The 24,346-nt window shown below is 71.1% G+C and carries 20 protein-coding genes; 16 read left to right on the top strand and 4 right to left on the bottom strand.

Annotation, left to right across the window (positions count from 1 at the left end; all coding sequences use genetic code 11):
• Positions 1-146: 146 nt before the first annotated feature.
• The 4 genes from ABT170_RS01990 to ABT170_RS02005 form a co-directional block, all read right to left on the bottom strand.
• Entirely contained in the window at positions 147-2,567 is a 2,421-nt protein-coding gene (locus tag ABT170_RS01990) for a transglutaminase TgpA family protein (RefSeq protein ID WP_351863452.1), read from the bottom strand.
• Positions 2,564-3,937: a DUF58 domain-containing protein gene (locus tag ABT170_RS01995; protein WP_329945674.1), complete on the bottom strand. Its 1,374-nt coding sequence runs from the start codon at positions 3,935-3,937 to the stop codon at positions 2,564-2,566. The genes ABT170_RS01990 and ABT170_RS01995 overlap by 4 nt, the downstream gene beginning before the upstream one ends.
• Positions 3,937-4,989, bottom strand: coding sequence for an AAA family ATPase (locus tag ABT170_RS02000; protein ID WP_329945675.1), 1,053 nt, complete (start codon positions 4,987-4,989; stop codon positions 3,937-3,939). Before ABT170_RS02000 ends, ABT170_RS01995 begins: the two co-directional genes overlap by 1 nt.
• A 225-nt stretch (positions 4,990-5,214) precedes the next feature.
• Positions 5,215-5,778: a beta-class carbonic anhydrase gene (locus ABT170_RS02005; RefSeq protein ID WP_329945676.1), complete on the bottom strand. Its 564-nt coding sequence runs from the start codon at positions 5,776-5,778 to the stop codon at positions 5,215-5,217.
• Between the two features lie 437 nt (positions 5,779-6,215).
• On the opposite strand from ABT170_RS02005, the gene rsmH reads away from it, so the two are divergent.
• From rsmH to ABT170_RS02085, 16 genes are all read left to right on the top strand, one after another.
• Positions 6,216-7,181: a 16S rRNA (cytosine(1402)-N(4))-methyltransferase RsmH gene (gene rsmH, locus ABT170_RS02010; RefSeq protein ID WP_351863454.1), complete on the top strand. Its 966-nt coding sequence runs from the start codon at positions 6,216-6,218 to the stop codon at positions 7,179-7,181.
• A 73-nt stretch (positions 7,182-7,254) separates the two neighbouring features.
• On the top strand, positions 7,255-7,806 hold the full coding sequence (ftsL, locus tag ABT170_RS02015) for a cell division protein FtsL (protein ID WP_329945678.1): 552 nt from the start codon (positions 7,255-7,257) through the stop codon (positions 7,804-7,806).
• Positions 7,807-7,810: 4 nt separating this feature from the next.
• The gene (locus ABT170_RS02020) at positions 7,811-9,829 is read left to right on the top strand and encodes a peptidoglycan D,D-transpeptidase FtsI family protein (protein ID WP_329945679.1); all 2,019 of its coding nucleotides are present in this window, start codon (positions 7,811-7,813) and stop codon (positions 9,827-9,829) included.
• Positions 9,830-9,869: 40 nt separating this feature from the next.
• The gene (locus ABT170_RS02025; protein WP_443034361.1) at positions 9,870-11,609 is read left to right on the top strand and encodes a UDP-N-acetylmuramoyl-L-alanyl-D-glutamate--2,6-diaminopimelate ligase; all 1,740 of its coding nucleotides are present in this window, start codon (positions 9,870-9,872) and stop codon (positions 11,607-11,609) included.
• A gap of 4 nt (positions 11,610-11,613) precedes the next feature.
• Positions 11,614-13,035, top strand: coding sequence for a UDP-N-acetylmuramoyl-tripeptide--D-alanyl-D-alanine ligase (locus ABT170_RS02030; RefSeq protein WP_329945681.1), 1,422 nt, complete (start codon positions 11,614-11,616; stop codon positions 13,033-13,035).
• The gene (gene mraY / locus ABT170_RS02035) at positions 13,032-14,102 is read left to right on the top strand and encodes a phospho-N-acetylmuramoyl-pentapeptide-transferase (RefSeq protein ID WP_266929884.1); all 1,071 of its coding nucleotides are present in this window, start codon (positions 13,032-13,034) and stop codon (positions 14,100-14,102) included. The genes ABT170_RS02030 and mraY overlap by 4 nt, the downstream gene beginning before the upstream one ends.
• Positions 14,084-15,526: a UDP-N-acetylmuramoyl-L-alanine--D-glutamate ligase gene (murD, locus tag ABT170_RS02040; RefSeq protein ID WP_329945682.1), complete on the top strand. Its 1,443-nt coding sequence runs from the start codon at positions 14,084-14,086 to the stop codon at positions 15,524-15,526. Before mraY ends, murD begins: the two co-directional genes overlap by 19 nt.
• Positions 15,527-15,602: 76 nt before the next feature.
• Positions 15,603-17,063 carry a putative lipid II flippase FtsW gene (gene ftsW / locus ABT170_RS02045; protein WP_351863459.1) on the top strand — a complete coding sequence of 487 codons (1,461 nt, stop codon included), beginning with the start codon at positions 15,603-15,605 and terminating at the stop codon, positions 17,061-17,063.
• A 6-nt stretch (positions 17,064-17,069) separates the two neighbouring features.
• On the top strand, positions 17,070-18,164 hold the full coding sequence (gene murG / locus ABT170_RS02050) for an undecaprenyldiphospho-muramoylpentapeptide beta-N-acetylglucosaminyltransferase (protein WP_329945684.1): 1,095 nt from the start codon (positions 17,070-17,072) through the stop codon (positions 18,162-18,164).
• Positions 18,165-18,213: 49 nt separating this feature from the next.
• Positions 18,214-19,008, top strand: coding sequence for a cell division protein FtsQ/DivIB (locus tag ABT170_RS02055; protein ID WP_351863461.1), 795 nt, complete (start codon positions 18,214-18,216; stop codon positions 19,006-19,008).
• A gap of 276 nt (positions 19,009-19,284) precedes the next feature.
• Positions 19,285-20,499 carry a cell division protein FtsZ gene (ftsZ, locus tag ABT170_RS02060; protein WP_329945686.1) on the top strand — a complete coding sequence of 405 codons (1,215 nt, stop codon included), beginning with the start codon at positions 19,285-19,287 and terminating at the stop codon, positions 20,497-20,499.
• Positions 20,496-21,254: a peptidoglycan editing factor PgeF gene (gene pgeF / locus ABT170_RS02065; RefSeq protein WP_502970459.1), complete on the top strand. Its 759-nt coding sequence runs from the start codon at positions 20,496-20,498 to the stop codon at positions 21,252-21,254. The genes ftsZ and pgeF overlap by 4 nt, the downstream gene beginning before the upstream one ends.
• A 6-nt stretch (positions 21,255-21,260) precedes the next feature.
• Positions 21,261-21,980: a YggS family pyridoxal phosphate-dependent enzyme gene (locus ABT170_RS02070; RefSeq protein ID WP_329945687.1), complete on the top strand. Its 720-nt coding sequence runs from the start codon at positions 21,261-21,263 to the stop codon at positions 21,978-21,980.
• A 125-nt stretch (positions 21,981-22,105) separates the two neighbouring features.
• On the top strand, positions 22,106-22,729 hold the full coding sequence (locus tag ABT170_RS02075) for a cell division protein SepF (RefSeq protein WP_073725275.1): 624 nt from the start codon (positions 22,106-22,108) through the stop codon (positions 22,727-22,729).
• An 89-nt stretch (positions 22,730-22,818) separates the two neighbouring features.
• The gene (locus tag ABT170_RS02080) at positions 22,819-23,103 is read left to right on the top strand and encodes a YggT family protein (protein ID WP_003969712.1); all 285 of its coding nucleotides are present in this window, start codon (positions 22,819-22,821) and stop codon (positions 23,101-23,103) included.
• A 49-nt stretch (positions 23,104-23,152) separates the two neighbouring features.
• The gene (locus tag ABT170_RS02085) at positions 23,153-24,295 is read left to right on the top strand and encodes a DivIVA domain-containing protein (RefSeq protein WP_329945688.1); all 1,143 of its coding nucleotides are present in this window, start codon (positions 23,153-23,155) and stop codon (positions 24,293-24,295) included.
• Positions 24,296-24,346 lie beyond the last annotated feature (51 nt).

Below are 24,346 nucleotides of genomic sequence, written 5' to 3' on the forward strand. Positions count from 1 at the left end.
GCGGGAGCGGGATTCGCAGCCGGAGCCACCGTTCCGCCCTCGTGGGCACGGTCTGCTCCCGGCCCTCCTGGCCGGTCCGCCCGGCCCGGCCCGCCGGCCCGCCGGCCCGGCCCGGCCCGCCCGGTCGGGCGGACCGGCGCCGGGGGTCAGCCGTGCTGCCGCGTCGGCCTGCGCAGCCTGCCGGTCCAGCGGCCACGGCCCGTACGGTTCGCCCAGCGGTCCCGGAGCGCCGCCCGGCGATCCGCCACCGCCCACACCACCCGGACGGCGGAGCGGGGCGCGAACGTCGCACGGAGCCGTGCGGCGCGGCCCGCGGCGGCCCGCAGACCCGCCCGTACCGCCATCGCGTCCTCGGCGAGAGCGGTGACCGGCCGGGGCCGCGGCGCGTAGAGCGCCTGCTCCACCGAACCCGCCACCCGGTGCACCGCGGCGGCGGCGGTGGGATCGAGACGGCCCAGGCGCACGATCCGCGCCGCGGCCTTGCGCGGGGTCAGCGACTCGTCCGGCGCGATGCCGTGGTCCCACGCCGAATCGATGATCTCTCTCCAGGCCGCGAGGATTCTGGCCGTCGCGTCCTCAGCCGTCCGGCCGCCGGACGAACCCAGCCTCCGGTTACGGGCCCGGATCCGCCAGAGCAGCGGCAGCAGGGGTACCACCAGCACCAGCACCGCCCCGAGAATCCCCAGGGCCACCGTGCCCGCGGGGGTCCCCGGATCGGCGGGACCCGCCGCGCCGGGGGCCGCCGAGGCACCGCACTCACCCTGGCGGCGCATCTGCGCGGGGCAGCTCTCCGAGGCGGACGGCGCGGCAGTCGGGGCGGCCGAGTCGCTCGCGGACGGCTGCGCCGGATCTTCCGTGTCGCCCGAAGGGGTGTCGGGCCGGGTGTACGCCGGGGCGCTGCCCCGGGTGGGGGTGGGCTCGAACCGGGTCCACCCCACACCCTCGAAGTACAGCTCGGGCCAGGCGTGCGCGTCCCGCAGCCCGACCGAGGACGCGCCGTCCGCCTGGAACGTGCCCGGCGTGAAACCCACCGCGACCCGGGCCGGGATGCCCAGCGTCCGGGCCATCGCGGCCATCGAGAACGAGAAGTGGACGCAGAAGCCCTGCTTGTCCCTGAGGAAGCGGGCTATCGCCGTCGAGCCGGTCCCCGAGCTGACCGTCGTGTCGTAGGTGAAGCCGCCCGAGAAGGAGAACCAGTCCTGCAGCTTCACGGCTCTTTCGTAGTCGTTGGCCGCACCCTCGGTGACCTTCCGGGCGGTCTCGCCCACCACGTCCGGCAGCGAACCGGGCAGCCGCGTGTACTCCCGCGCCAGTGCTTCCGGCGGCGGGCCCGCGGCGGCGAGCTGTGCCGCTGTGGGTTCGATGATCAGGCTGCCGGCCTCGTACCGCGCGCCGCCTGTCGTCTGGCCGGCGTCACCGACGAGGGTGCGGCCCTCGGGCTCGTACCGCCATCGCCCGCCGACCTCGACCTCGGTGGCGGGGTAGGGGAGCGGCAGATAGGTCTGCTGGTACGAACGGGACGCCGAGATGTTCGTCCTGATCTCGGTGACGGCCACATCGGGGCTCAGCCCGGTGGGTTCCGGCAGACGTTCCGGCACGTCCTTCAGCCGGCGGGTCGACGAGCGCCACTCGCTTCCGGTGAACTCGTCCAGGGCCAGGATCCGCAGATAGAGGTCCTGCGGGTTCCGTGCGTTGGTGCGGTACGTCATCACCTCCCGGTTCTCCGGCTGGTTGAGGTTGTTCTGGAGCGAGACCAGCGGGTTCACCGCGGAGATGGTGCCTCCGCCACTGCCCTTGCCGTTCCCGTTGCCCGTGCCGCCCAGCAGACCGCCGTCGAGCGCGGGCAGCGTGGCGGGAACGACCAGGGCGATGCCCAGGGCCACGGCACCGATGCGCCGACCCGTGCGGACCGGAGCCGTGGCCCCGCCGCCCGGGCCGGTGAGCCCGGCGAGACCGTCGGCGGACCGGGCGGTGCCGCCGAAGACCCGCCCCCACTGGGAGAGCCGGTCCCGGCCCTCGGCGAGCAGGAGCAGCAGATAGCCGCAGGCGGCGAGCAGGAACCACAGCCAGCTCGCCCCGCCCTCGGCCAGCCCCGCGGCGACCGAGTACAGCGCGAGCAGCGGCAGCCCGGCCGGGGCGGCGCTGCGGAAGGTCACCGCGAGGGCGTCCACCGCGAGCCCGATCAGCAGCACCCCGCCGACCAGCAGCAGCCGGATTCCGTCGGTCATCGGCGCCGGAATCGCATACGTACCGACATCGTCGGCGCCCGCAGTCAGCAGTTCCCCGATCCGCTGGACGGCCTGCGGGCCCGGCAGGACACCGAACAGCGCGTGGTCCCTGGCGAACACCACGGTCAGCAGCAGCAGGGTGACCAGCGCCTGGACGGCGACGGTCAGCGACCTGGCCAGCGGTACCCGGCGGGAGAGCGCGCCCGCCCCGCTCTGGAACGCCAGCAGCAGTGCCGCCTGCGGCAGCCACCCCTTCGTGCCCACCAGCGGCAGCAGGGCGCCCGCCGCCGTCAGCGTCGCCGCGAAGGCGCACAGCGTCAGCCGGGTCCGCCCGCTCATGACCATCCCCCTGAGAAACCTGTCGTACCGCCGCTCCCGGCGGACCGGGTGTCGGCGCGCTGCTGCCCCGCCTGCTGCCACAGCCCGGCGAGGTCCGTGCGGGGCGGTACCGGCACCGCGATCCAGCCGGCCTCGCGCAGCGGCCGCAGCCGCTCGTCCGCGTCGGTGGTCCCCGGCCCGTTCCCGCCGTGTCCCCAGTCCCCGCTGTCCAGGACGAACGCGACGGCGGCGCCGCTGCGCTGCCGCATACGGGCCGCCACCGCCGCCTGCTCCTCGTCGATGTCACCGAGGAAGGCGATCAGCAGTCCTTCGTTGCCGCCGCGCAGCACGTCGTACGCGGGCGAGAGGCCTTCGCCGTCGGACTGGCCGATGACCGCGAGGGTGTCCAGCATCAGGCCCGCCGAGTCCGCGGACTCCTGGGTCGAACCGGCGAAGCCGTCGGGGCCCTCGCCGGGTACCGAATCCCCGGTGTCCGTCAGCAGCCGTACCGCGAAGCCCCGCTCCAGCATGTGCACCAGTGCGGACGCCGCCCCCGAGACCGCCCACTCGAACGCCGAGTCGGGCCCGGCGCCCTGGTAGCCGCTGCGCCGGGTGTCCAGCAGCACCGTGCATCTGGCCCGCTGCGGCTGTTCCTCGCGCCGGACCATCAGCTCGCCGTAGCGCGCGGTGGACCGCCAGTGGACCCGGCGCAGGTCGTCGCCGTGCCGGTAGCCGCGCGGGATGACGTCGTCCTCACCCGCCAGGGCCAGTGAACGCTGCCGTCCGTCGCCGTACCCCGAGGCCTCACCGGCGAGCCGCAGCGTCGGCAGCGGTTCGGTACGGGGGATCACGATCAGCGTGTCGTAGGCGCTGAAGGACCTGGTCAGCTCGCACATGCCGAAGGGGTCGCTGAGCCGCAGCTGCAGCGGCCCCAGCGGATAGCGCCCGCGCAGGTCGGACCTGACCTTGTAGGACACCTCGCGGATGCCGCCCGCCTCCACCCGGTCCAGCACGAAACGGGGCCGGGGGCCCAGTACGTACGGCACCCGGTCCTGGAGCATCAGGAGCCCGGTGGGCACCCGGGACACGTTGTCCATCCGCAGACGCACCCGCGCCTCGGAACCGGCGGTCACCCGGGACGGCGACAGCCGCCGGCTGCCCGCGACCCGGTAGCGGGTGCGGTGGAGCACCGTCACGGAGACCAGCGGCAGCACGGCGAGCAGCAACCCGACGCGCAGCAGGTCGCCCTGGCCCAGCACATAGGCGCAGATCGCGGCGGCCACCCCGGCGGCGAGGAAGGACCGCCCCCGGGTGGTCAGCCCGCTCAGAGCCGCCCGCAGACCGCCCCGGTCGTCGCCGTCGTCGGCGGCACCGGGCTGCCCGGCGGCCATCACAGCCGCCGGGCGCCGGGCTGCTGCTGGCCGTACACCGGGCGGCCCTGCTGGTGGGGCTGCCGTACCGGGCCCGCCGTGCCGCCGGCCGATGTCGGCACGGGCGTGCGTTGGAGGATCTCCAGCACCACCTGTTCCGCCGTGCGGCGGTTCAGCTGGGCCTGTGCGGTGGGCAGCAGACGGTGCGAGAGCACCGGCGCCGCGAGTGACTGCACATCGTCCGGCAGCGCGTAGTCGCGTCCGCTCAGCGCGGCGGAGGCCTTCGCCGCGCGCAGCAGATGCAGGGTCGCGCGCGGTGAGGCTCCGAGTCTGAGGTCGGGGTGGTGACGAGTGGCCCCCACCAGCTCCACCGCGTACCGCCGTACGGCGTCGGCGACGTGGACCGTGCGCACCGCGTCGATCAGCTTCACGATGTCGTGGGCGTGCGCCACCGGCTGGAGGTCGTCCAGCGGCGAGACGCCGCCGTGCACGTCGAGCATCTGCAGCTCGGCCTCCGGGCTGGGGTAGCCGATCGAGACCCGGGCCATGAAGCGGTCGCGCTGGGCCTCGGGCAGCGGGTAGGTGCCCTCCATCTCCACGGGGTTCTGGGTGGCCACCACCATGAACGGGTCGGGCAGCTCGTACGTCTGCCCGTCGATGGTGACCTGGCGTTCCTCCATCGACTCCAGCAGCGCGGACTGGGTCTTCGGCGACGCGCGGTTGATCTCGTCGCCGATCACGATCTGGGCGAAGATGGCGCCCGGTTTGAACTCGAACTCCCGCCGCTGCTGATCGAAGATGGACACCCCGGTGATGTCCGACGGCAGCAGGTCCGGTGTGAACTGGATGCGCCGCACCGAGCAGTCGATGGACCGCGCCAGAGCCTTGGCCAGCATCGTCTTGCCGACCCCGGGGACATCCTCGATGAGGAGATGTCCCTCGGCGAGCAGCACGGTCAGCGAAAGCCGTACGACCTCAGGCTTGCCCTCGATCACACCCTCCACCGACCTGCGCACCCGCTCCGCTGTGGTGGTCAGATCCGTAAGGCTCGCTCGATCGTCATAGGTCGTCACCCGGCCCTCCTCGGCCCTTTGTGCACGGGCCGGTGCGCGTTTCTGCCCCGGCCCACCCCGAAATACGCACACCGCACCGGAAGACCCGGGGAGATGTCACACCCGCATTCTTGTTGCCGTTACCGCTTCGTGTCACTCGCCTGTGGATAAGTGGGTGCGATATGTCGGGTGTTGCCGGGGTTTCGGTGCTCCGAGTGCCGGGCCGGAACGGAGCGCAGGGGCAGGTCAGGCGGTGGGGAGGATCTCGCGCAGCAGGCCGGTGGTGACGTCGAAGACGAAGCCGCGGATGTCGTCGGTGTGCAGCAGGAACGGCGAGGTGCGGACGCGCTGCATCGACTGGCGTACGTCCTGGTCGGCGTCCGAGTAGGCCTCCACCGCCCAGACCGGCCGCTGGCCGACCTCGTGCTCCAGCTCCTGCCGGAAGCCCTCGGTGAGCGATTCCAGGCCGCAGTTGGTGTGGTGGATCAGTATGACGCTGCGGGTGCCGAGCGCCCGCTGGCTGATGGTGAGCGAACGGATCACGTCGTCGGTGACCACGCCGCCCGCGTTGCGGATGGTGTGGCAGTCGCCGAGTTCGAGGCCGAGCGCGTCGTGCAGGTCGAGGCGGGCGTCCATGCAGGCGACCACGGCCACGTGCAGTACCGGACGGGCATCCATGCCGGGGTCGGTGAACTCGTCGGCGTACCGGACGTTCGCCGCGACCAGGCGGTCGGTGACCGTGCCGTCGGCGCGGTCACCGGCCGGCAGGGACGTCAGGGGCTCGGCGGGGGAGTGCGCGGAAGTCGACATGGAGATGACGTTAGTACTGCGGGCGGGCCGGAGCCTGCTGTGGAAGTGGACAAAGAACGTCAATGAGGCTTGTTGTGAGGTAACCCACAAGCCTCGCACGGGTGCGTCCTTCCGGGTGAGGCCGGGGGTTCTCGGCGGCGGGGCGACGCGCTGCCCGGTTCGTTGATCGGGAATCGATCGAATGGCAGGGTGGACTAAAGTGACGCGAAGTTACCGACACAGCCCGCACATTCTGCGCACTCCGTAGATCTATGCGTGTTCCGTACGTTCCGCATTTTCCGCATTTCCCCCCGTATCGTGCGGTGTACGTGCGGCCCGGCCCTCTCCCGCTCCGGTCGGCCGACGCCACTTCCCCGGCGTCGGCCGACCTCCCCTTCCGAGCGGGCGGGGACCAGGGCGCATGTACAGCCACGCGGGACTGAGCCTGAGAGGGCGCATTGAGCCAGACCCGACACGTCCCGGTGATGCTCCAGCGGTGCCTGGACCTGTTGGCCCCGGCTCTGGACACCCCGAGCCCCCGGACACCGGTGGTCGTCGACTGCACCCTCGGCCTCGGCGGCCACAGCGAGGCACTGCTCTCCGCCTTCCCCGCCGCCCGGCTGATCGCCCTGGACCGCGACAAGGAGGCGCTGCGGCTCTCCGGCGAGCGGCTCGCCCCGTACGGCGACCGGGCCACCCTGGTGCACGCCGTCTACGACGAGCTCCCGGAGGTGCTGGCCCGGCTGGGCATCCCCAAGGTCCAGGGCGTGCTGTTCGACCTGGGCGTCTCCTCCATGCAGCTGGACGAGGCCGACCGCGGGTTCGCGTACGCCCAGGACGCCCCGCTCGACATGCGCATGGACCAGACGACCGGCATCGGCGCCGCCGAGGTCCTCAACACCTACCCGCCGGGCGAACTGGTCCGGATCCTGCGGGCGTACGGCGAGGAGAAGCAGGCCAAGCGGATCGTCTCCGCCATCGTGCGCGAGCGCGACAAGGAGCCCTTCAGCAACAGCGCCCGGCTCGTCGAGCTGATCCGCGACTCGCTGCCGCAGGCCGCCAAGCGGACCGGAGGCAACCCGGCCAAGCGCACCTTCCAGGCCCTGCGCATCGAGGTCAACGGCGAACTGAGTGTCCTGGAGCGGGCCGTCCCGGCCGCTGTGGGGAGCCTCGCGGTCGGCGGCCGTATCGCCGTCCTGTCCTACCACTCGCTGGAGGACCGGCTGGTCAAGCAGGTCTTCGCCGCCGGCGCCGCCAACACCGCGCCCCCCGGGCTGCCCGTCGTCCCCGAGCGCTACCAGCCCCGGCTGAAGCTGCTCACCCGGGGCGCGGAGCTGCCCACGGAGGAGGAGGTCGCCGAGAACCGGCGCGCCGCACCCGCCCGGCTGCGCGGTGCCCAGCGCATCCGCGAGGAGGAGCGATGAGCGCTCCGGCAGCGGCACCGGAGGCAGGGGTACCGGCCGGCGCGCCGGCCGACGGAGGCCCGGGGGGAACGGGGTGAGCAAGCCGGCCGCGCAGTTGAAGGGGCGGGCCGGACGGCTCGCCCGGCTGATGCCGTCGGGGCCCAGCAACGCGGCCCGCACCCCCTTCGTCCTGCTGGTGGTCCTGCTCCTGGGCGGCGGCCTCATCACGCTTCTCCTGCTGAACTCCGCGCTGAACGAGGGCTCGTTCAGGCTGAGCGAGCTCAGGCGCGAGACCACCGAACTCACCGACGAGCAGCAGGCCCTCCAGCGCGACGTCGACGGCTACTCCCAGCCCGACGCACTGGAGCGGCGCGCCCGGGAACTCGGCATGGTTCCCGGCGGCAGCCCCGCCTTCCTCGACCCGGACGGCACCGTCCGGGGGGTCCCCGCGGAAGTCACCGCCGAGCCGTCCCCGACCCCCGAGCCGACGCCCGGGACCGGCGAGCCCGACACCCCGGACGCCCCCTCGGACGGCGCACCGCCGGGCGCCACGCCCACTCCCACCGGTTCCGCGAGGCCCGAGCCCGGAACAGAGAACGCGCCGCCCACCGCGGCGACCCCGACCCCGACGAGCCCCGGCAGGTGACGCAGTGCCGCCCAAGGAACCGCCGCACCGCCGCGTACCCGGCCCCGCGCGCCCGCGCGGCAGCGGCAGTGGGAACGGAGCGGGCGGCTCCGGCCGCCCCCGGTCCACCGCGCGCCCCGAAGGCAGGCGTCCGCGCCCGTCCGCCCGGCGGCCCGGCAGCACGAAGGCCCGCGGCCGAACCCCGCGTTCGCTGCGCCTGGGCAGTCCCCGCCCCCGGCTGCGTCTGGTGGGCCTCGGTCTGACGGCCGTCATGCTGGTCTTCGTGGCCCGGTTGTTCCAGGTCCAGGCCGTCGACGCCGGCGCGTACGCGGCCAAGGCCGACAAGAACCGTTACCAGGAGTACACGGTGGCCGCGGAGCGCGGCGAGATCACCGACCGCAGGGGCATCGCCCTGGCCACCAGTGTCGACGCGCACGACATCACCGCCGACCCCAAGATGTTCACCCCCGAGGACAGCAAGGCCCCCGACGCGCCGCAGCAGGCGGCAGCCCTTCTCGCGCCGATCCTCGGCAAGGACGTCGAGGAGCTGACCAGGAAGCTGTCGACGCCCGGGAGCCGCTACACCGTGCTGGCCCAGCGGCAGACCCCGCAGGTCTGGAAGCAGATCAAGGACCTCAAGTCGGTCTTCGCGGAGAAGGCGGCACAGGACCGGGCCAACGGCGGCCCGGGGGTCAATGTGCTCGCCGGTGTCCTCCAGGTGCCGACCACCAAGCGGGTCTATCCCAACGGCGACCTCGCCGCCGGGATACTGGGGTTCGTCAGCGCCGACGGCAAGGGCGGCGGCGGACTCGAATCGCAGCTGGACAAACAGCTGGCGGGCGAGGACGGCACGATCAGGTACGCCCAGTCGGGCGGCCGGAGGGTGCCCACCGCGGGTGCCCGGGAGATCCCCGCCGTCCCCGGCTCCGACATCGAGCTCACCATCGACCGGGACATCCAGTGGGCCGCGCAGCGCGCCATCGCCGACCAGGTGAAGAAGTCCAAGGCCGACCGCGGCTATGTGATCGTCCAGAACACGAAGACCGGCGAACTGCTGGCCATGGCCAATGCCCCCGGCTACGACCCGAACGACCTCTCGCAGGTCGACGGGGCCGCCCTGGGCAACGCGGCCCTCCAGGACGTGTACGAACCCGGCTCCACCAGCAAGGTCATGTCCATGGCGGCAGTGCTGGAGGAAGGCGTCGCCACGCCCGGCACACATGTCACGGTCCCCAACCGGCTGCACCGCGGCGACCGGCTCTTCAAGGACGACATCGACCACCCCACCTGGTACCTGACGCTCAACGGCGTACTGGCCAAGTCCAGCAACATCGGCACCATCCTGGCCACCGGACAGCTCGGCGAGACCCAGGCCGAGGCCAACAAGGTCCTCCACTCGTATCTGCGCAAGTTCGGGCTCGGCAGCGAGACCGGGCTGAACTACCCCGGCGAGTCGCCCGGCATTCTGGCGAAGCCGGAGGACTGGTCGACCTCGCAGCAGTACACGATCCCGTTCGGCCAGGGCCTCTCGCTCAACGCCGTACAGGCCGCCTCGGTCTACTCCACGATCGCCAACGGCGGGGTACGGGTCGCCCCCACCCTCGTACGCGGGACCAAGGGCTCCGACGGCCGCTACACCCCCTCCCCGGCGCCCGAGCAGAACCGGGTGGTCAGCGAGAAGACCGCCAACACGCTGGCGGCCATGCTGGAGTCCGTCGTCGGCGACGAGGAGGGCACCGGGACCAAGGCCAGGATCCCCGGCTACCGGGTCGCGGGCAAGACCGGCACCGCCAACCGCGTCGACCCGGTACGCGGTGTCTACAAGGGCTACACCGCCTCCTTCGCGGGCTTCGCGCCCGCCGACAACCCGCAGATCACCGTCTACTGCGCGATCCAGAACCCCACCCGGGGCAGCTACTTCGGCGGCCAGATCTGCGGGCCGATCTACAAACAGGTCATGGAGTTCGCGCTGAAGACGCTCCAGACCGCACCGTCCGGCAGCGAGCCCGCCCGGCTGCCGGTGTCCTTCAAGCCCGGCGAGTGACAAAGGGGGGTGCGCGAGCACGCCCCCGAGGGAAGACCCAGTGACAACCATCACCCCCGATCCCGGGAACCGGAACGAGATCTACCGCAACCCGGGTCCCTCGCTTCGCGAGAGGCCGGGTCAGCCCGGTACGCTCACCGCCGTGCCCCACGCTGATCAGTCTCAAACCACCCAGAAGGACGCGCCTGTGACTTATCCGGGAGCGCCCCGACCGGACCGGCTCCGGCCGACTTCCCTCGGCGAGCTGGCAGCCCGGCTCGGCCTCGAAGCGCCGCAGGCCGGCGAGGTCACGGGAATCACCCACGACTCACGGGCGGTACGGCCCGGCGATGTGTACGCGGCCCTGCCCGGTGCCCGCTTCCACGGCGCCGACTTCGCCGCCCAGGCCGCCGGTCTCGGCGCCGCCGCGGTCCTCACCGACCCGGCCGGCGCCGAACGGGCCGCCGCGACCGGACTACCGGTACTGGTCACCGAGGACCCGCGCGGCCGGATGGGCGAGCTCGCCGCCGAGATCTACGGCCGGCCGGGCGCCGGCCTGCTCCAGATCGGCATCACCGGAACCTCCGGCAAGACCACCACCGCGTACCTCGTCGAGGGCGGGCTGCGCGGCGCAGGCCGCAGCACCGGGCTGATCGGCACCGTCGAGATGCGGATCGGCGACGAGCGCATCAAGTCCGAGCGCACCACCCCCGAAGCCACCGACCTCCAGGCACTGTTCGCCGTCATGCGCGAACGGGGCGTCGAGGCGGTCGCGATGGAGGTCTCCAGCCACGCCCTGGTGCTCGGCCGGGTCGACGGCTGTGTGTTCGACGTCGCGGTCTTCAACAACCTCAGCCCGGAACACATGGAGTTCCACTCCGGCATGGAAGACTACTTCCAGGCCAAGGCACAGCTGTTCACCCCGCTGCGCAGCCGGCTGGGAGTCGTGAACTTCGACGACGAGTACGGCCGCAGGCTGATCACGGAGGCCTCCGTCCCGGTCGTCAGCTTCTCCGCCGAGGGCCACCCGGACGCCGACTGGCACGCCGAGGACGTCGAAGTCGGGCCGCAGGACAGCACCTTCACGGCCGTCGGCCCCCAGGGCGAGCGGATCACGGCCAGGGCCCCGCTGCCCGGCCCGTTCAACGTCGCCAACACCCTCGCCGCCATCGTCACGCTGGCCGTCGCGGGCATCGACCCGCAGACCGCCGCAGACGGCGTCGCGGCCGTCCCGGGCGTTCCCGGCCGGCTGGAGCGGGTGGACGCCGGACAGCCCTATCTGGCGGTCGTCGACTACGCGCACAAGACCGACGCCGTCGAATCGGTCCTGCGCTCGCTGCGCAAGGTCACCGAGGGCCGGGTGCACATCGTGCTCGGCTGCGGCGGCGACCGCGACACGACCAAGCGCGGCCCGATGGGCGCCGCAGCGGCCCGCCTCGCCGACACCGCCGTACTGACCTCCGACAACCCCCGCTCCGAGGACCCCCTCGCGATCCTCGCCGCGATGCTCTCGGGCGCCGCCGAGGTGCCCGTCCACGAGCGCGGTGACGTCCTGGTCGACGCCGACCGGGCCGCGGCCGTCGCCGCCGCGGTCGCCCGTGCCGAGCCCGGCGACACCGTCCTCGTCGCGGGCAAGGGACACGAGCAGGGCCAGGACATCCACGGGGTGGTGCGGCCCTTCGACGACCGCCTCGTTCTGCACGCAGCCATCGCACGGTCCCTGGGGCGCCACAGCGCCGATGACGCGTCCCCGAGCGTCACGGACCGCGCCCCTCACCACGAGAACAACAGTCAGGGATGACCCAGTGATCGCCCTTTCCCTCGCCGAGATCGCCGAAATCGTCGGCGGGCAGCCGCACGACATACCGGATCAGGCAGTCGTCGTCGACGGGCCCGTCGTCGTCGACTCCCGAGAAGTGGCGCAAGGCAGCCTGTTCGCCGCGTTCAGCGGTGAGCGGACCGACGGCCACGACCACGCGCAGCGCGCCGTCGAGGCGGGCGCGGCAGCAGTGCTCGCCGCCCGCCCCGTCGGTGTTCCGGCGATCGTCGTGGACGACGTCGAAGCCGCGCTCGGCACGCTCGCGCGCGCCGTCGTGGAGCGCCTCGACGCCACCGTCGTCGCCCTCACCGGCTCCGCCGGCAAGACCTCCACCAAGGACCTGATCGCCCAGATCCTCCAGCACCGGGCCCCCACCGTCTGGACGCCGGGCTCCTTCAACAACGAGATCGGCCTGCCGCTCACCGCGCTGAGCGCCACGCGGGAGACCCAGCACCTGATCCTGGAGATGGGGGCCCGCGGCATCGGCCACATCCGCTACCTCGCCGGTCTCACCCCGCCGCGCATCGGACTGGTGCTCAACGTCGGCACCGCCCACATCGGCGAGTTCGGCAGCCGGGAGGCCATCGCGCAGGCCAAGGGCGAACTGGTCGAGGTCCTCCCCGAGGACGGCGCCGCCGTCCTCAACGCCGACGACCCCCTCGTACGCGCCATGGCCTCCCGCACGAAGGCCCGGGTACTCCTCTTCGGAGAGGCCGCGGATGCGGACGTACGGGGCGAGAAGGTCCGGCTCACCGAGGACGGACGCCCCGCTTTCGAGCTCCACACACCCACCGGGTGCAGGGACGTGACCTTGCGCCTGTACGGTGAGCACCACGTGTCGAACGCGCTCGCCGCGGCCGCCGTCGCCCATGAGTTGGGCATGTCCGTGACTGAGATCGCCGAGGCGCTCTCCGGAGCGGGCGCCCTCTCCCGCTGGCGCATGGAGGTCACCGAGCGTCCGGACGGTGTGACGGTCGTCAATGACGCCTACAACGCGAACCCCGAATCCATGAGAGCCGCACTGCGTGCGCTGGCTGCCATGGGCAAGGCCCCCCGGGCCGGCGGGGGACGCACCTGGGCGGTGCTCGGTCCGATGGCCGAGCTCGGCGACGCGTCGCTCGCCGAGCACGACGCGGTCGGACGGCTCGCCGTCCGGCTCAACGTCAGCAAGCTCGTCGCAGTCGGAGGAAGAGAAGCCTCCTGGCTGCAACTGGGCGCATATAACGAGGGTTCGTGGGGTGAGGAGTCGGTGCACGTGTCCGACGCACAGGCGGCCGTCGACCTGTTGCGCAGTGAACTGCGCCCGGGAGACGTCGTGCTGGTGAAGGCGTCCCGGTCGGTCGGCCTGGAGAAGGTCGCCCTGGCACTGCTGGAGAACTCGACCGAGGGCGAGGTCGCCGGCCGATGAGGCAGATCCTCTTCGCGGGGGCCATAGGGCTCTTTCTGACCCTGGTCGGTACCCCGCTGCTGATCAAGCTCCTGGCCCGCAAGGGATACGGGCAGTTCATCCGCGACGACGGCCCGCGCAGCCACGGCAGCAAGAAGGGCACGCCCACCATGGGCGGCATCGCCTTCATCCTGGCGACGATCATCGCGTACATCCTGGCGAAGGTGATCACCGGCGAGGAGATGCGCTTCTCCGGTGTCCTCGTCCTGTTCCTGATGGCCGGGATGGGCCTCGTCGGCTTCCTCGACGACTACATCAAGATCGTCAAGCAGCGTTCGCTGGGTCTGCGGGCCAAGGCGAAGATGGCCGGCCAGCTGATCGTCGGCATCGCCTTCGCGGTGCTCTCGCTCCAGTTCGCCGACTCCAGCGGCAACACCCCCGCCTCCACCCGGCTCTCGTTCGTCGAGGACTTCGGCTGGTCGATCGGCCCGGTGATGTTCTGCGTCTGGGCGCTGTTCATGATCCTCGCGATGTCCAACGGCGTGAACCTGACGGACGGTCTGGACGGCCTGGCCACCGGTGCATCGGTGATGGTCTTCGGTGCCTACACCTTCATCGGTCTCTGGCAGTTCCAGGAGTCCTGCGCCAACGCGGACACCCTGACCAACCCCAGCGCCTGCTTCCAGGTACGCGACCCGCTCGACCTCGCCGTGGTGGCCTCCGCCCTCATGGGCGCCTGCTTCGGCTTCCTGTGGTGGAACACCTCGCCCGCCAAGATCTTCATGGGTGACACCGGCTCGCTCGCCCTCGGCGGCGCGCTGGCCGGGCTCGCGATCTGCTCCCGTACGGAGTTCCTGCTCGCCATCCTCGGCGGCCTCTTCGTGATGATCACCATGTCCGTGGTCATCCAGGTCGGTTCGTTCAAGATGACCGGCAAGCGGGTCTTCCGGATGGCACCGCTCCAGCACCACTTCGAACTCAAGGGGTGGTCCGAAGTCCTTGTCGTGGTCCGCTTCTGGATCATCCAGGGCATGTGCGTGATCGTCGGCCTCGGCCTCTTCTACGCAGGATGGGCAGCCAAGAAGTGAGCAACGTGGACTGGCAGGGCAAGCGCGTCACGGTGGCCGGACTCGGAGTCAGCGGAATCCCCGCCGCCCGTGTCCTGCGTTCACTCGGGGCGCTCGTCACCGTCGTCAACGACGGGGACGACGAGCGCAGCCGTATCCAGGCGGCCGAGCTGGAGGCGCACGGCATCACCGTGCGCCTCGGCGACGGCGCGACCCTGCCCGAGTCCACCGAGCTCATCGTGACCGCCCCCGGCTGGAAGCCGGACAAGCCGCTCTTCCTGGCAGCCGCCGAGGCGGGCGTCCCCGTCTGGGGCGACGTCGAACTCGCCTGGCGGCTGCGCGGGCTGAACGGCAAGGAGCCCGCACCCTGGCTCGCGGTCACCGGCACCAACGGCAAGACCACCACCGTACGGATGCTCGCCTCGATCCTCGGCGCCGCGGGGCTGCGCACCGCGGCCGTCGGCAACATCGGGGTCTCGCTGCTGGACGCGGTGCTCGGCGACGAGACGTACGACGTGCTCGCCGTCGAGCTGTCCAGCTACCAGCTGCACTGGGCGCCCTCGGTACGCGCCCATTCCGCGGCCGTGCTCAACCTGGCCCCGGACCACCTCGACTGGCACGGCTCCATGGAGGCGTACACCGCCGACAAGGGCCGGATCTACGAGGGCAACACCGTCGCCTGCGTCTACAACGCCGCAGACCCGGCCACCGAGCACCTGGTGCGCGAGGCCGATGTCGAGGAGGGCTGCCGTGCCATCGGCTTCACCCTCGGCGCCCCCGGCCCCTCGCAGCTCGGAGTGGTCGACGACATCCTCGTCGACCGGGCCTTCGTGGCGAACCGGCACAAGCAGGCGCAGGAACTCGCGGAGGTCGGCGACATCGACCCGCCCGCCCCGCACAACATCGCCAACGCCCTCGCCGCCGCCGCGCTGGCCCGCGCCTTCGGGGTCGGGCCCGCGGCGGTACGCGACGGGCTGCGGGCCTTCCGCCCGGACGCCCACCGCATCGAGCATGTGGCGGACGTCGGCGAGGTCGCGTACATCGACGACTCCAAGGCCACCAACACCCACGCCGCCGAAGCCTCTCTCGCGGCGTACGACCCGGTGGTCTGGATCGCCGGGGGCCTCGCCAAGGGCGCCACGTTCGACGGGCTGGTGGCCGGTGCCGCCAAGCACCTGCGGGGTGCCGTGCTGATGGGCGCCGACCGGGCGCTGATCCGCGAAGCCCTGGCGCGACACGCCCCCGAGGTACCGGTGGTCGACCTCGACCGGACCGACACTGGGGCGATGTCCGAGGCGGTCGGGGAGGCGGCACGGCTCGCCCGGCCGGGCGACACCGTGCTGCTGGCACCGGCCTGCGCCTCGATGGACATGTTCACCAACTACAACAAGCGGGGCGAGGCGTTCGCGGACGCGGTCCGCGCACTCGCCGACGAGCGCGACTGACGGGCCCGGCCACCGTCGCCACGGGCCCCGGGCCCGGCACCGGTCCCGGGCACGAGCAGTGGAGGGGACAGCGACAATGCCGGCCGACGAGAGCTCCGCCGCGCGCCGACCGGACCGCGTACGCGCGACCGCGGCGGTCAGCCGGGCGCTCATCCCGCACCTCCTGGCCCGGCCCGCCCCGGCGGGCCCTGTGCCGCCCGTGGGCCTCATGCTGCGCGGCCGGCCCGCCACTGCCTCACGACGGCCCCCGGCGCCCCGCGGCGGGGGCCGTGGCGGCGGCTCGGGCGGCTCCGGCGGCCTGCTCCGCGGCCCGCGCAGGGTCTACGAACAGGCGCGCCGGGCGTGGGACCGGCCGCTGACGGCGTACTACCTGATCCTGGGCTCCAGCCTGCTGATCACCGTGCTCGGGCTCGTGATGGTCTACTCCGCCTCGATGATCAAGGCGCTGGACATCGACAAGCCCGCGACGTACTTCTTCCGCAAGCAGTTCCTCGCCGCCGTCATCGGCGCCGCGCTGATGCTGCTCGCCGCCAGAATGCCCGTCAAGCTCCACCGGGCGCTGGCCTACCCGCTGCTGATGGGCACCGTCTTCCTCATGGTGCTGGTCCAGGTGCCGGGGATAGGGATGTCGGTCAACGGCAACCAGAACTGGATCTATCTGGGCGGCCCCTTCCAGCTCCAGCCCAGCGAGTTCGGCAAACTCGCGCTCATCCTGTGGGGCGCCGACCTGCTGGCCCGCAAACAGGACAAACGCCTGCTGACGCAGTGGAAACACATGCTCGTCCCGGTCGTCCCGGTCGCCTTCATGCTGCTCGGACTGATCATGCTCGGCGGCGACATGGGAACTGCGATCATTCTCACCGCGATCCTGTTCGGGCTGCTCTGGCTGGCCGGCGCGCCCACCCGGCTGTTCGCCGGGGTGCTCGGCTTCGCCGCCGTCATCGGATTCCTGCTGATCAAGACCAGCCCGAACCGCATGGCCAGGCTCGAATGCACGGCTTTCAGCAACCCCGGCCCGGAAGCCTCCTGCTGGCAGGCCGTACACGGGATCTACGCTCTGGCGTCCGGCGGATGGTTCGGTTCCGGGCTGGGCGCGAGTGTGGAAAAATGGGGTCAACTGCCTGAGCCACACACCGACTTCATCTTCGCGATCACCGGTGAGGAACTGGGTCTGGCGGGGACTCTGTCGGTGCTCGCCCTGTTCGCGGCTCTAGGCTATGCGGGTATCCGCGTGGCCGGACGCACGGAGGACCCCTTCGTGAGGTACGCCGCGGGAGGTGTGACCACCTGGATCACGGCGCAGGCCGTGATCAACGTCGGTGCGGTGCTCGGTCTGCTGCCGATCGCCGGGGTCCCGCTCCCGCTGTTCTCCTACGGAGGGTCGGCTCTGCTGCCGACCATGTTCGCTGTCGGGCTGATGATCGCCTTCGCGCGAGATGATCCCGCTGCGAAAGCGGCCCTGGCCATGCGGAGGCCCGGGGTGAGATGGAAGACGATGAGACGGCGCGTCAAGAAGCGTCCGTCCGGAGAGCGGTGAATTTCGGTGCATGTCGTACTCGCCGGCGGGGGGACCGCCGGCCACATCGAGCCCGCGCTTGCCCTCGCAGACGCCCTGCGCAGGCAGGACCCGACCGTGGGAATCACTGCCCTCGGCACGGAACGCGGACTTGAGACCAGGCTCGTACCCGAGCGGGGGTACGAACTGGCGCTCATCCCTGCCGTACCGCTGCCGCGCAAACCCACCCCCGAGCTGATCACCGTCCCCGGACGGCTGCGCGGCACGATCAAGGCCGCCGAGCAGATCCTGGAGCGCACCAAGGCGGACTGTGTGGTCGGCTTCGGCGGCTACGTCGCCCTGCCCGGCTACCTGGCCGCCAAACGGGCCGGAGTGCCGATCGTCGTCCACGAGGCCAACGCCCGTCCGGGGCTGGCCAACAAGATCGGTTCGCGGTACGCGCACGGGGTCGCCGTCTCCACCCCGGACAGCAAGCTGCGCGGCGCCCGCTACATCGGCATTCCGCTGCGCCGCACCATCGCGACCCTGGACCGCGCCCGGGTGCGCCCCGAGGCGCGCGCCGCCTTCGGTCTGGATCCCAATCTGCCGACGCTGCTGGTCTCCGGCGGCTCGCAGGGCGCCCGCCGCCTCAACGAGGTGATCCAGCGCGTCGCGCCGCTGCTCCAGCGCTCCGGAATCCAGATCCTCCATGCGGTCGGTCCGAAGAACGAATTGCCGCGCATCGACAACATGCCCGGGATGCCGCCCTACATCCCGGTACCGTACGTGGACCGGATGGACCTCGCGTACGCCGCGGCCGACATGATGCTCTGCCGCGCGGGCGCGATGACCGTCGCCGAACTCTCCGCCGTCGGACTTCCCGCCGCCTATGTCCCGCTGCCCATCGGCAACGGCGAACAGCGGCTCAACGCCCAGTCGGTGGTCAACGCGGGCGGCGGTCTGCTGGTGGACGACTCGGCGCTGACCCCGGAGTGGGTGCAGGGCAACGTCCTTCCGGTGCTGTCCGATCCGCACCGGCTGTACGAGATGTCCCGTGCCGCCGCGGAGTTCGGCCGGCGCGACGCCGACGACCTGCTCGTCGGCATGGTGTACGAGGCGATTGCCGCACGCCGCCAGGCGTGAGGCGGTGCGGACCCGGGGCGGGCGCCCCGGGTCCGGTGAAGGAGCGAGCGTGGCCGGAGGGACGACCGCCCAGCGCGGTGCGGGCAAGCGGGCGGACACTCCCGCCCGTCCGCCGCGCACCGGGCCCGAGGGACGCCGGCCGAGTCGCCGTACACTGCTCATCCTGATCGTCGTCGCGGTGGCCCTGGTCACCGCCGGCGCGGTCTGGGTGCTCTACGGGTCGTCCTGGCTGCGGGTGGAACGGGTCGGCACCACCGGCACGGAGGTGCTGACCCCGGCCGAGGTGGAGGCCGCGGCGGAGGTTCCGCTCGGGGCGCCGCTGATCTCCGTGGACACGGGTGCCATGGAGAACAGGTTGCGCCAGAAGTTGTCTCGTATCGACACAGTGGATGTCGTACGGTCATGGCCGCACGGCATCGGCCTTAAGGTGACCGAACGAAAGCCGGTCCTGTTGGTGGAAAAGGGCGCAAAGTTCATTGAAGTGGACGCGAAAGGCGTGCGCTTCGCGACCGTGGACAAAGCGCCCCGGGGCGTACCTCTGCTGGAACTGAAACCCGATCAGTCGGCGAGTTTGCGCCGCTTCGGCAGTGACCGTCTGTTGCGGGAAGCGGTCCGGGTCGCGGGCGGACTTCCGGGGAACATCGCCAAGGACACCGAGGCCGTACGGGTCACCTCGTACGACTCGATCTCCCTGGAGCTGACCCGGGGTCGCGTGGTGACCTGGGGCAGCGGCGAGGAGGGTCCGGTGAAGGCGAGAGTCCTCACCGCTCTCATGAAAGCCGCTCCCAAAGCGGGACACTTCGACGTGAGTGCACCCACCGCCCCTGCGGTTTCCGGAAGTTGACGCACATTTGGCCTGGCCAGCACCCTGGTTGGTCAGCGCTACGGGTGATCACATAGGGTGAAAAGAAAAACGGGAGGTTCGGCGTGTTCGTTGAACGTGCGCCACTTGTCGACTTAGTGTCCTGTTCGGAAGAGTCCAAGAAGCAGACACACTGGTAACCCTAAACTTCAACGTTAGGGTTTGGGTCGGCGTTCGGACCGTCCCAATCGGCATCCGTCGTCGCCGCGGGAAACCCGTGAAGCGACGACACGTAACTCGAGGCGAGAGGCCTTCGACGTGGCAGCACCGCAGAACTACCTCGCAGTCATCAAGGTCATCGGTGTCGGCGGCGGTGGTGTCAATGCCATCAACCGAATGATCGAGGTCGGCCTCAAGGGCGTCGAGTTCATCGCGATCAACACTGATGCGCAAGCCCTGTTGATGAGCGACGCCGACGTCAAGCTCGACGTCGGCCGTGAACTCACCCGCGGCCTCGGCGCCGGGGCGAACCCGGCAGTCGGTCGCAAGGCGGCAGAGGACCACCGTGAGGAGATCGAGGAGGTCCTCAAGGGGGCCGACATGGTCTTCGTCACCGCCGGAGAGGGCGGCGGCACCGGCACCGGCGGCGCACCCGTCGTCGCCAACATCGCGCGCTCGCTCGGCGCCCTGACGATCGGCGTGGTCACCCGCCCGTTCACCTTCGAGGGCCGGCGCCGCGCGAACCAGGCGGAGGACGGCATCGCCGAACTCCGCGAAGAGGTCGACACCCTCATCGTCATTCCCAACGACCGGCTGCTGTCCATCTCGGACCGCCAGGTCAGCGTGCTCGACGCGTTCAAGTCGGCCGACCAGGTACTGCTCTCGGGTGTCCAGGGCATCACCGACCTCATCACCACCCCGGGTCTGATCAACCTCGACTTCGCCGACGTCAAGTCGGTCATGTCCGAGGCCGGATCGGCGCTCATGGGGATCGGCTCGGCCCGCGGGGACGACCGCGCGGTGGCCGCCGCGGAGATGGCGATCTCCTCGCCGCTCCTGGAGGCGTCCATCGACGGCGCCCGCGGTGTCCTGCTCTCCATCTCCGGCGGCAGCGACCTCGGTCTCTTCGAGATCAACGAGGCCGCCCAGCTGGTGAGCGAGGCGGCACACCCCGAGGCGAACATCATCTTCGGCGCCGTCATCGACGATGCCCTGGGTGACGAGGTACGGGTCACCGTGATCGCGGCGGGCTTCGACGGCGGACAGCCGCCGGCCCGTCGGGAGAACGTCCTGGGCGCGGGCGCCGGCAAGCGTGAGGAGCCGGCCGCGCCGGTACGGGCCGCCGAACCCGCCCGCCAGGGCGGCGGACTGGGCTCGGTGCCTCTGCGCGAGGAGCCCAAGGCCCCGGCCGAACCCGCTCCGGTGGTGAACGAGAGCCCGCTTCCGCCGGTCTCGCCGCCGCACGTCCCGCCGGCCCGTCCCTACCAGGACACCCAGGCCGAAGAGCTGGATGTACCGGACTTCTTGAAGTGATAGATCGGCATCACGGAGTCCCCGCGTTCCACGCGGTGGCCCCGACGGGCGGCGCGCACTTCGCCTTCACCGACAGGTGGGGCGGGGTGAGCGCCGCTCCGTATGAGCAGCTCAATCTCGGCGGCGCGGTCGGAGACGACCCCGCCGCCGTGCGCGCGAACCGCGGGCGCGCCGCCCGCCACCTCGGTCTCGATCCGGCGCGGGTCGTCTGGATGAACCAGGTGCACGGGCGGGACGTGGCCGTGGTCGACGGACCCTGGGGCGAGGCCCGGGACATTCCGGCCGTGGACGCGGTGGTGACCGCCCGGCGCGGAGTCCCGCTCGCCGTGCTCACCGCGGACTGCACGCCCGTACTGCTGGCCGACCCGGTCGCCGGAGTCGTCGCGGCGGCGCACGCGGGACGGCCCGGACTGGTCGCCGGAGTCGTACCGGCCGCGGTCGAGGTCATGACCGGCCTCGGCGCCGAACCCTCCCGGATCGTCGCGCACACCGGCCCGGCCGTCTGCGGACGGTGCTACGAAGTCCCGGAGCCGATGCGGGCGGACGTCGCGCGGACCGTTCCCGCCTCCTGGTCCGAGACGAGCTGGGGAACCCCGGCCGTGGACGTCACCGCCGGAGTGCACGCGCAGCTCGACGCCCTCGGCGTCGGTGACCGGCACCGCTCGCCGTTCTGCACCCTGGAATCGGGCGACCACTTCTCCTACCGTCGCGACCGCACGACAGGGCGGCTCGCCGGATATGTCTGGTTGGACTGATAGGGCATGACGGACCGTAGGACTCAACTCGCCGAAAATCTGGCACAGGTGGAGGAACGTATTGCTTCCGCTTGTGCAACAGCCGGTCGTAAAAGGGAAGAAGTGACCCTGATTGTGGTCACGAAGACTTACCCAGCGAGCGATGTGCGGATCTTGCACGAACTCGGTGTGCGTCATGTCGCGGAGAATCGCGACCAGGACGCGGCCCCGAAAGCCGCCGCATGTGCGGATCTGTCACTGACATGGCACTTTGTCGGACAATTGCAGACGAACAAGGTTCGTTCTGTGGCAAGTTATGCCGATGTCGTGCAGTCGGTGGACCGCGTCAAGCTGGTCACCGCGCTCTCCGCGGCAGCGGTGCGCGGCGAGCGTGAACTGGGCTGTCTCGTCCAGGTCGCCCTGGACGCGGACAGCGGTGAGCGCGGTGAGCGCGGCGGTGTCGCGCCGGACGCGATCGAGGAGTTGGCCGCCGCGGTGGACGCGGCGCCGGGGCTCCGGCTCGACGGCCTGATGACGGTCGCGCCGCTGGCCGGTCCGTACGCCGGGCGGCAACGGGCGGCGTTCGACCGGCTGATGGAAATCGCGTCCCGCCTGCGCTCCGGCCGTCCGGCTGCGAACATGGTCTCCGCGGGGATGAGTGCGGACCTTGAGGACGCCGTAGCGGCCGGAGCGACACATGTACGCGTCGGTACGGCGGTACTCGGAGTCCGACCCCGGCTCGGGTAACGTCGCGAAGCAGGTCGGACCACAGCAGAAAATATGGTCATTCCCACTCGCAGTGGGCAGACCACAGTGGATCGCGGGCACTTGGTGACGAATGCCGATCCACCACAGAGCGGAGGACTCAGAGCATGGCCGGCGCGATGCGCAAGATGGCGGTCTACCTCGGCCTCGTGGAGGACGATGGGTACGACGGTCCGGGGTTCGACCCCGACGATGAATTCGAACCCGAGCCGGAGCCCGAGCGGGACCGGCGGCGGCACCAGCCCGCGCATCAGGTGGAGCGGGAACGCGAGCGCGAACGGGACGAACCGGTACGAGTCGTGCAACCCCCCGCGCAACGCGAGCCGGTTCAGCTCCCTGCGGAAAGCGGACGACCCGCCCGAATCGCCCCCGTGGCATCCATCACACCTGAACGTCCGAACATGGAGAAGAACGCACCCGTGATCATGCCCAAGGTCGTGTCCGAGCGGGAGCCGTACCGCATCACCACGCTCCACCCCCGGACCTACAACGAGGCCCGTACCATCGGGGAACACTTCCGTGAGGGCACTCCGGTGATCATGAATCTCACGGAGATGGACGACACGGACGCAAAGCGACTTGTCGACTTTGCCGCAGGACTTGTCTTCGGTCTCCATGGCAGCATTGAGCGTGTGACGCAGAAGGTGTTCCTGTTGTCGCCTGCTAACGTCGATGTCACGGCGGAGGACAAGGCCCGTATCGCAGAGGGCGGATTCTTCAACCAGAGCTGAGAACACGACACCGGGAACGACCCGGCCGAGAGGCCGGTACCGGCCGCGAGGCCGGAGCTACGAGAGCCAGGGGAGAGGGAAGCGCGGGAATGGGCGTCGCACTGGATGTGGTCTATATCGCGCTGATGTGTTTCCTCATCGTGCTGATCTTCCGGCTGGTCATGGACTATGTCTTCCAGTTCGCACGTTCATGGCAGCCCGGCAAGGCGATGGTGGTCGTTCTTGAGGCCACCTACACTGTCACCGATCCACCGCTCAAGCTTCTGCGGCGGTTCATTCCGCCGCTGCGTCTCGGGGGCGTGGCACTCGACCTGTCCTTCTTCGTTCTGATGATCATCGTCTACCTCCTGATCAGCGTTGTGGTCAGGTTGTGAGCGATACGGTCTTGCCGACTGCCGACGACTACGTAGAGGTGAAGAAGAGATGCCGCTGACCCCCGAGGACGTGCGGAACAAGCAGTTCACGACCGTCCGCCTCCGAGAAGGCTATGACGAGGACGAGGTCGATGCCTTCCTCGACGAGGTCGAATCGGAGCTGACCCGTCTGCTCCGCGAGAACGAGGACCTGCGCGCCAAGCTGGCCGCCGCGACGCGAGCCGCCGCGCAGAACCAGCAGCAGCAGGGCATGCGCAAGCCGGAGCCGCAGGACCGCCCGGGTGCGCCCGTTCCCGCCGCCATATCCGGACCGCCGGTGCAGCAGCAGCAGCCGCAGATGGGTCCGCCCCAGCTGCCCGGTGGCGCGCCGCAGTTGCCCGCAGGTCCCAGTGGCCATGGCCCCCAGGGTGGCCACGGTCCCGGTCCGCAGGGCCCGCACGGCCCCGGACCGATGCAGGGCGGTCCCATGGGTGGCCCGATGGGCGGCCCCATGGGCGGTCACGCCCCGCAGCAGCAGATGCAGCAGATGCAGCAGCCGCCGCAGATGCAGCAGCCCGGTCAGGGTCCCGGCGGCGACAGTGCCGCCCGAGTCCTCTCGCTCGCACAGCAGACCGCCGACCAGGCGATCGCGGAGGCCCGTTCCGAGGCCAACAAGATCGTCGGCGAGGCGCGCAGCCGTGCCGAGGGCCTGGAGCGCGACGCGCGTGCCAAGGCCGACGCGCTGGAGCGGGACGCGCAGGAGAAGCACCGCGTGGCGATGGGCTCCTTGGAGTCGGCCCGCGCGACGCTGGAGCGCAAGGTCGAGGACCTGCGCGGCTTCGAGCGCGAGTACCGGACCCGTCTGAAGTCCTACCTGGAGAGCCAGCTGCGTCAGCTGGAGACCCAGGCCGACGACTCGCTGGCTCCGCCGCGGACCCCGGCGACCGCTTCGCTGCCGCCGTCGCCCTCGCTGGCTCCGGCCGGTGCGGGTGCCATGGGCCACAGCATGGGCGGTGGCAGCCACGGCGGTCACAACAGCCAGCAGATGGGCGCCAACACGTCCATGGGCGGTGCGCCTTCGTACGGTGGCCAGCAGCAGATGTCGCCCGCGATGACGCAGCCGATGGCACCGGTGCGGCCGCAGGCGCCGCAGCCGATGCAGCAGGCACCCTCGCCGATGCGCGGGTTCCTGATCGACGAGGACGACAACTGACCGGTTCGCGCTCGCTGAGCGCGTAGCCGTCGGCAGACAAAGGGCCGGGCC

Source organism: Streptomyces sp. NPDC001787, assembly GCF_040297465.1.
GTDB lineage: Bacteria > Actinomycetota > Actinomycetes > Streptomycetales > Streptomycetaceae > Streptomyces.

What these genes read in the sequence shown, in the direction of transcription:
- mraY (WP_266929884.1), top strand. Translation starts at nt 13,032, where the DNA reads ATGAGGCAGATCCTCTTCGCGGGGGCCATAGGGCTCTTTCTGACCCTG.
- ABT170_RS02075 (WP_073725275.1), top strand. Translation starts at nt 22,106, where the DNA reads ATGGCCGGCGCGATGCGCAAGATGGCGGTCTACCTCGGCCTCGTGGAG.
- ABT170_RS02005 (WP_329945676.1), bottom strand. Translation starts at nt 5,778, where the DNA reads ATGTCGACTTCCGCGCACTCCCCCGCCGAGCCCCTGACGTCCCTGCCG.
- ABT170_RS02070 (WP_329945687.1), top strand. Translation starts at nt 21,261, where the DNA reads ATGACGGACCGTAGGACTCAACTCGCCGAAAATCTGGCACAGGTGGAG.
- ABT170_RS01990 (WP_351863452.1), bottom strand. Translation starts at nt 2,567, where the DNA reads ATGAGCGGGCGGACCCGGCTGACGCTGTGCGCCTTCGCGGCGACGCTG.
- murD (WP_329945682.1), top strand. Translation starts at nt 14,084, where the DNA reads ATGGGCAGCCAAGAAGTGAGCAACGTGGACTGGCAGGGCAAGCGCGTC.
- ABT170_RS01995 (WP_329945674.1), bottom strand. Translation starts at nt 3,937, where the DNA reads ATGGCCGCCGGGCAGCCCGGTGCCGCCGACGACGGCGACGACCGGGGC.
- ABT170_RS02080 (WP_003969712.1), top strand. Translation starts at nt 22,819, where the DNA reads ATGGGCGTCGCACTGGATGTGGTCTATATCGCGCTGATGTGTTTCCTC.
- ftsW (WP_351863459.1), top strand. Translation starts at nt 15,603, where the DNA reads ATGCCGGCCGACGAGAGCTCCGCCGCGCGCCGACCGGACCGCGTACGC.
- ABT170_RS02085 (WP_329945688.1), top strand. Translation starts at nt 23,153, where the DNA reads ATGCCGCTGACCCCCGAGGACGTGCGGAACAAGCAGTTCACGACCGTC.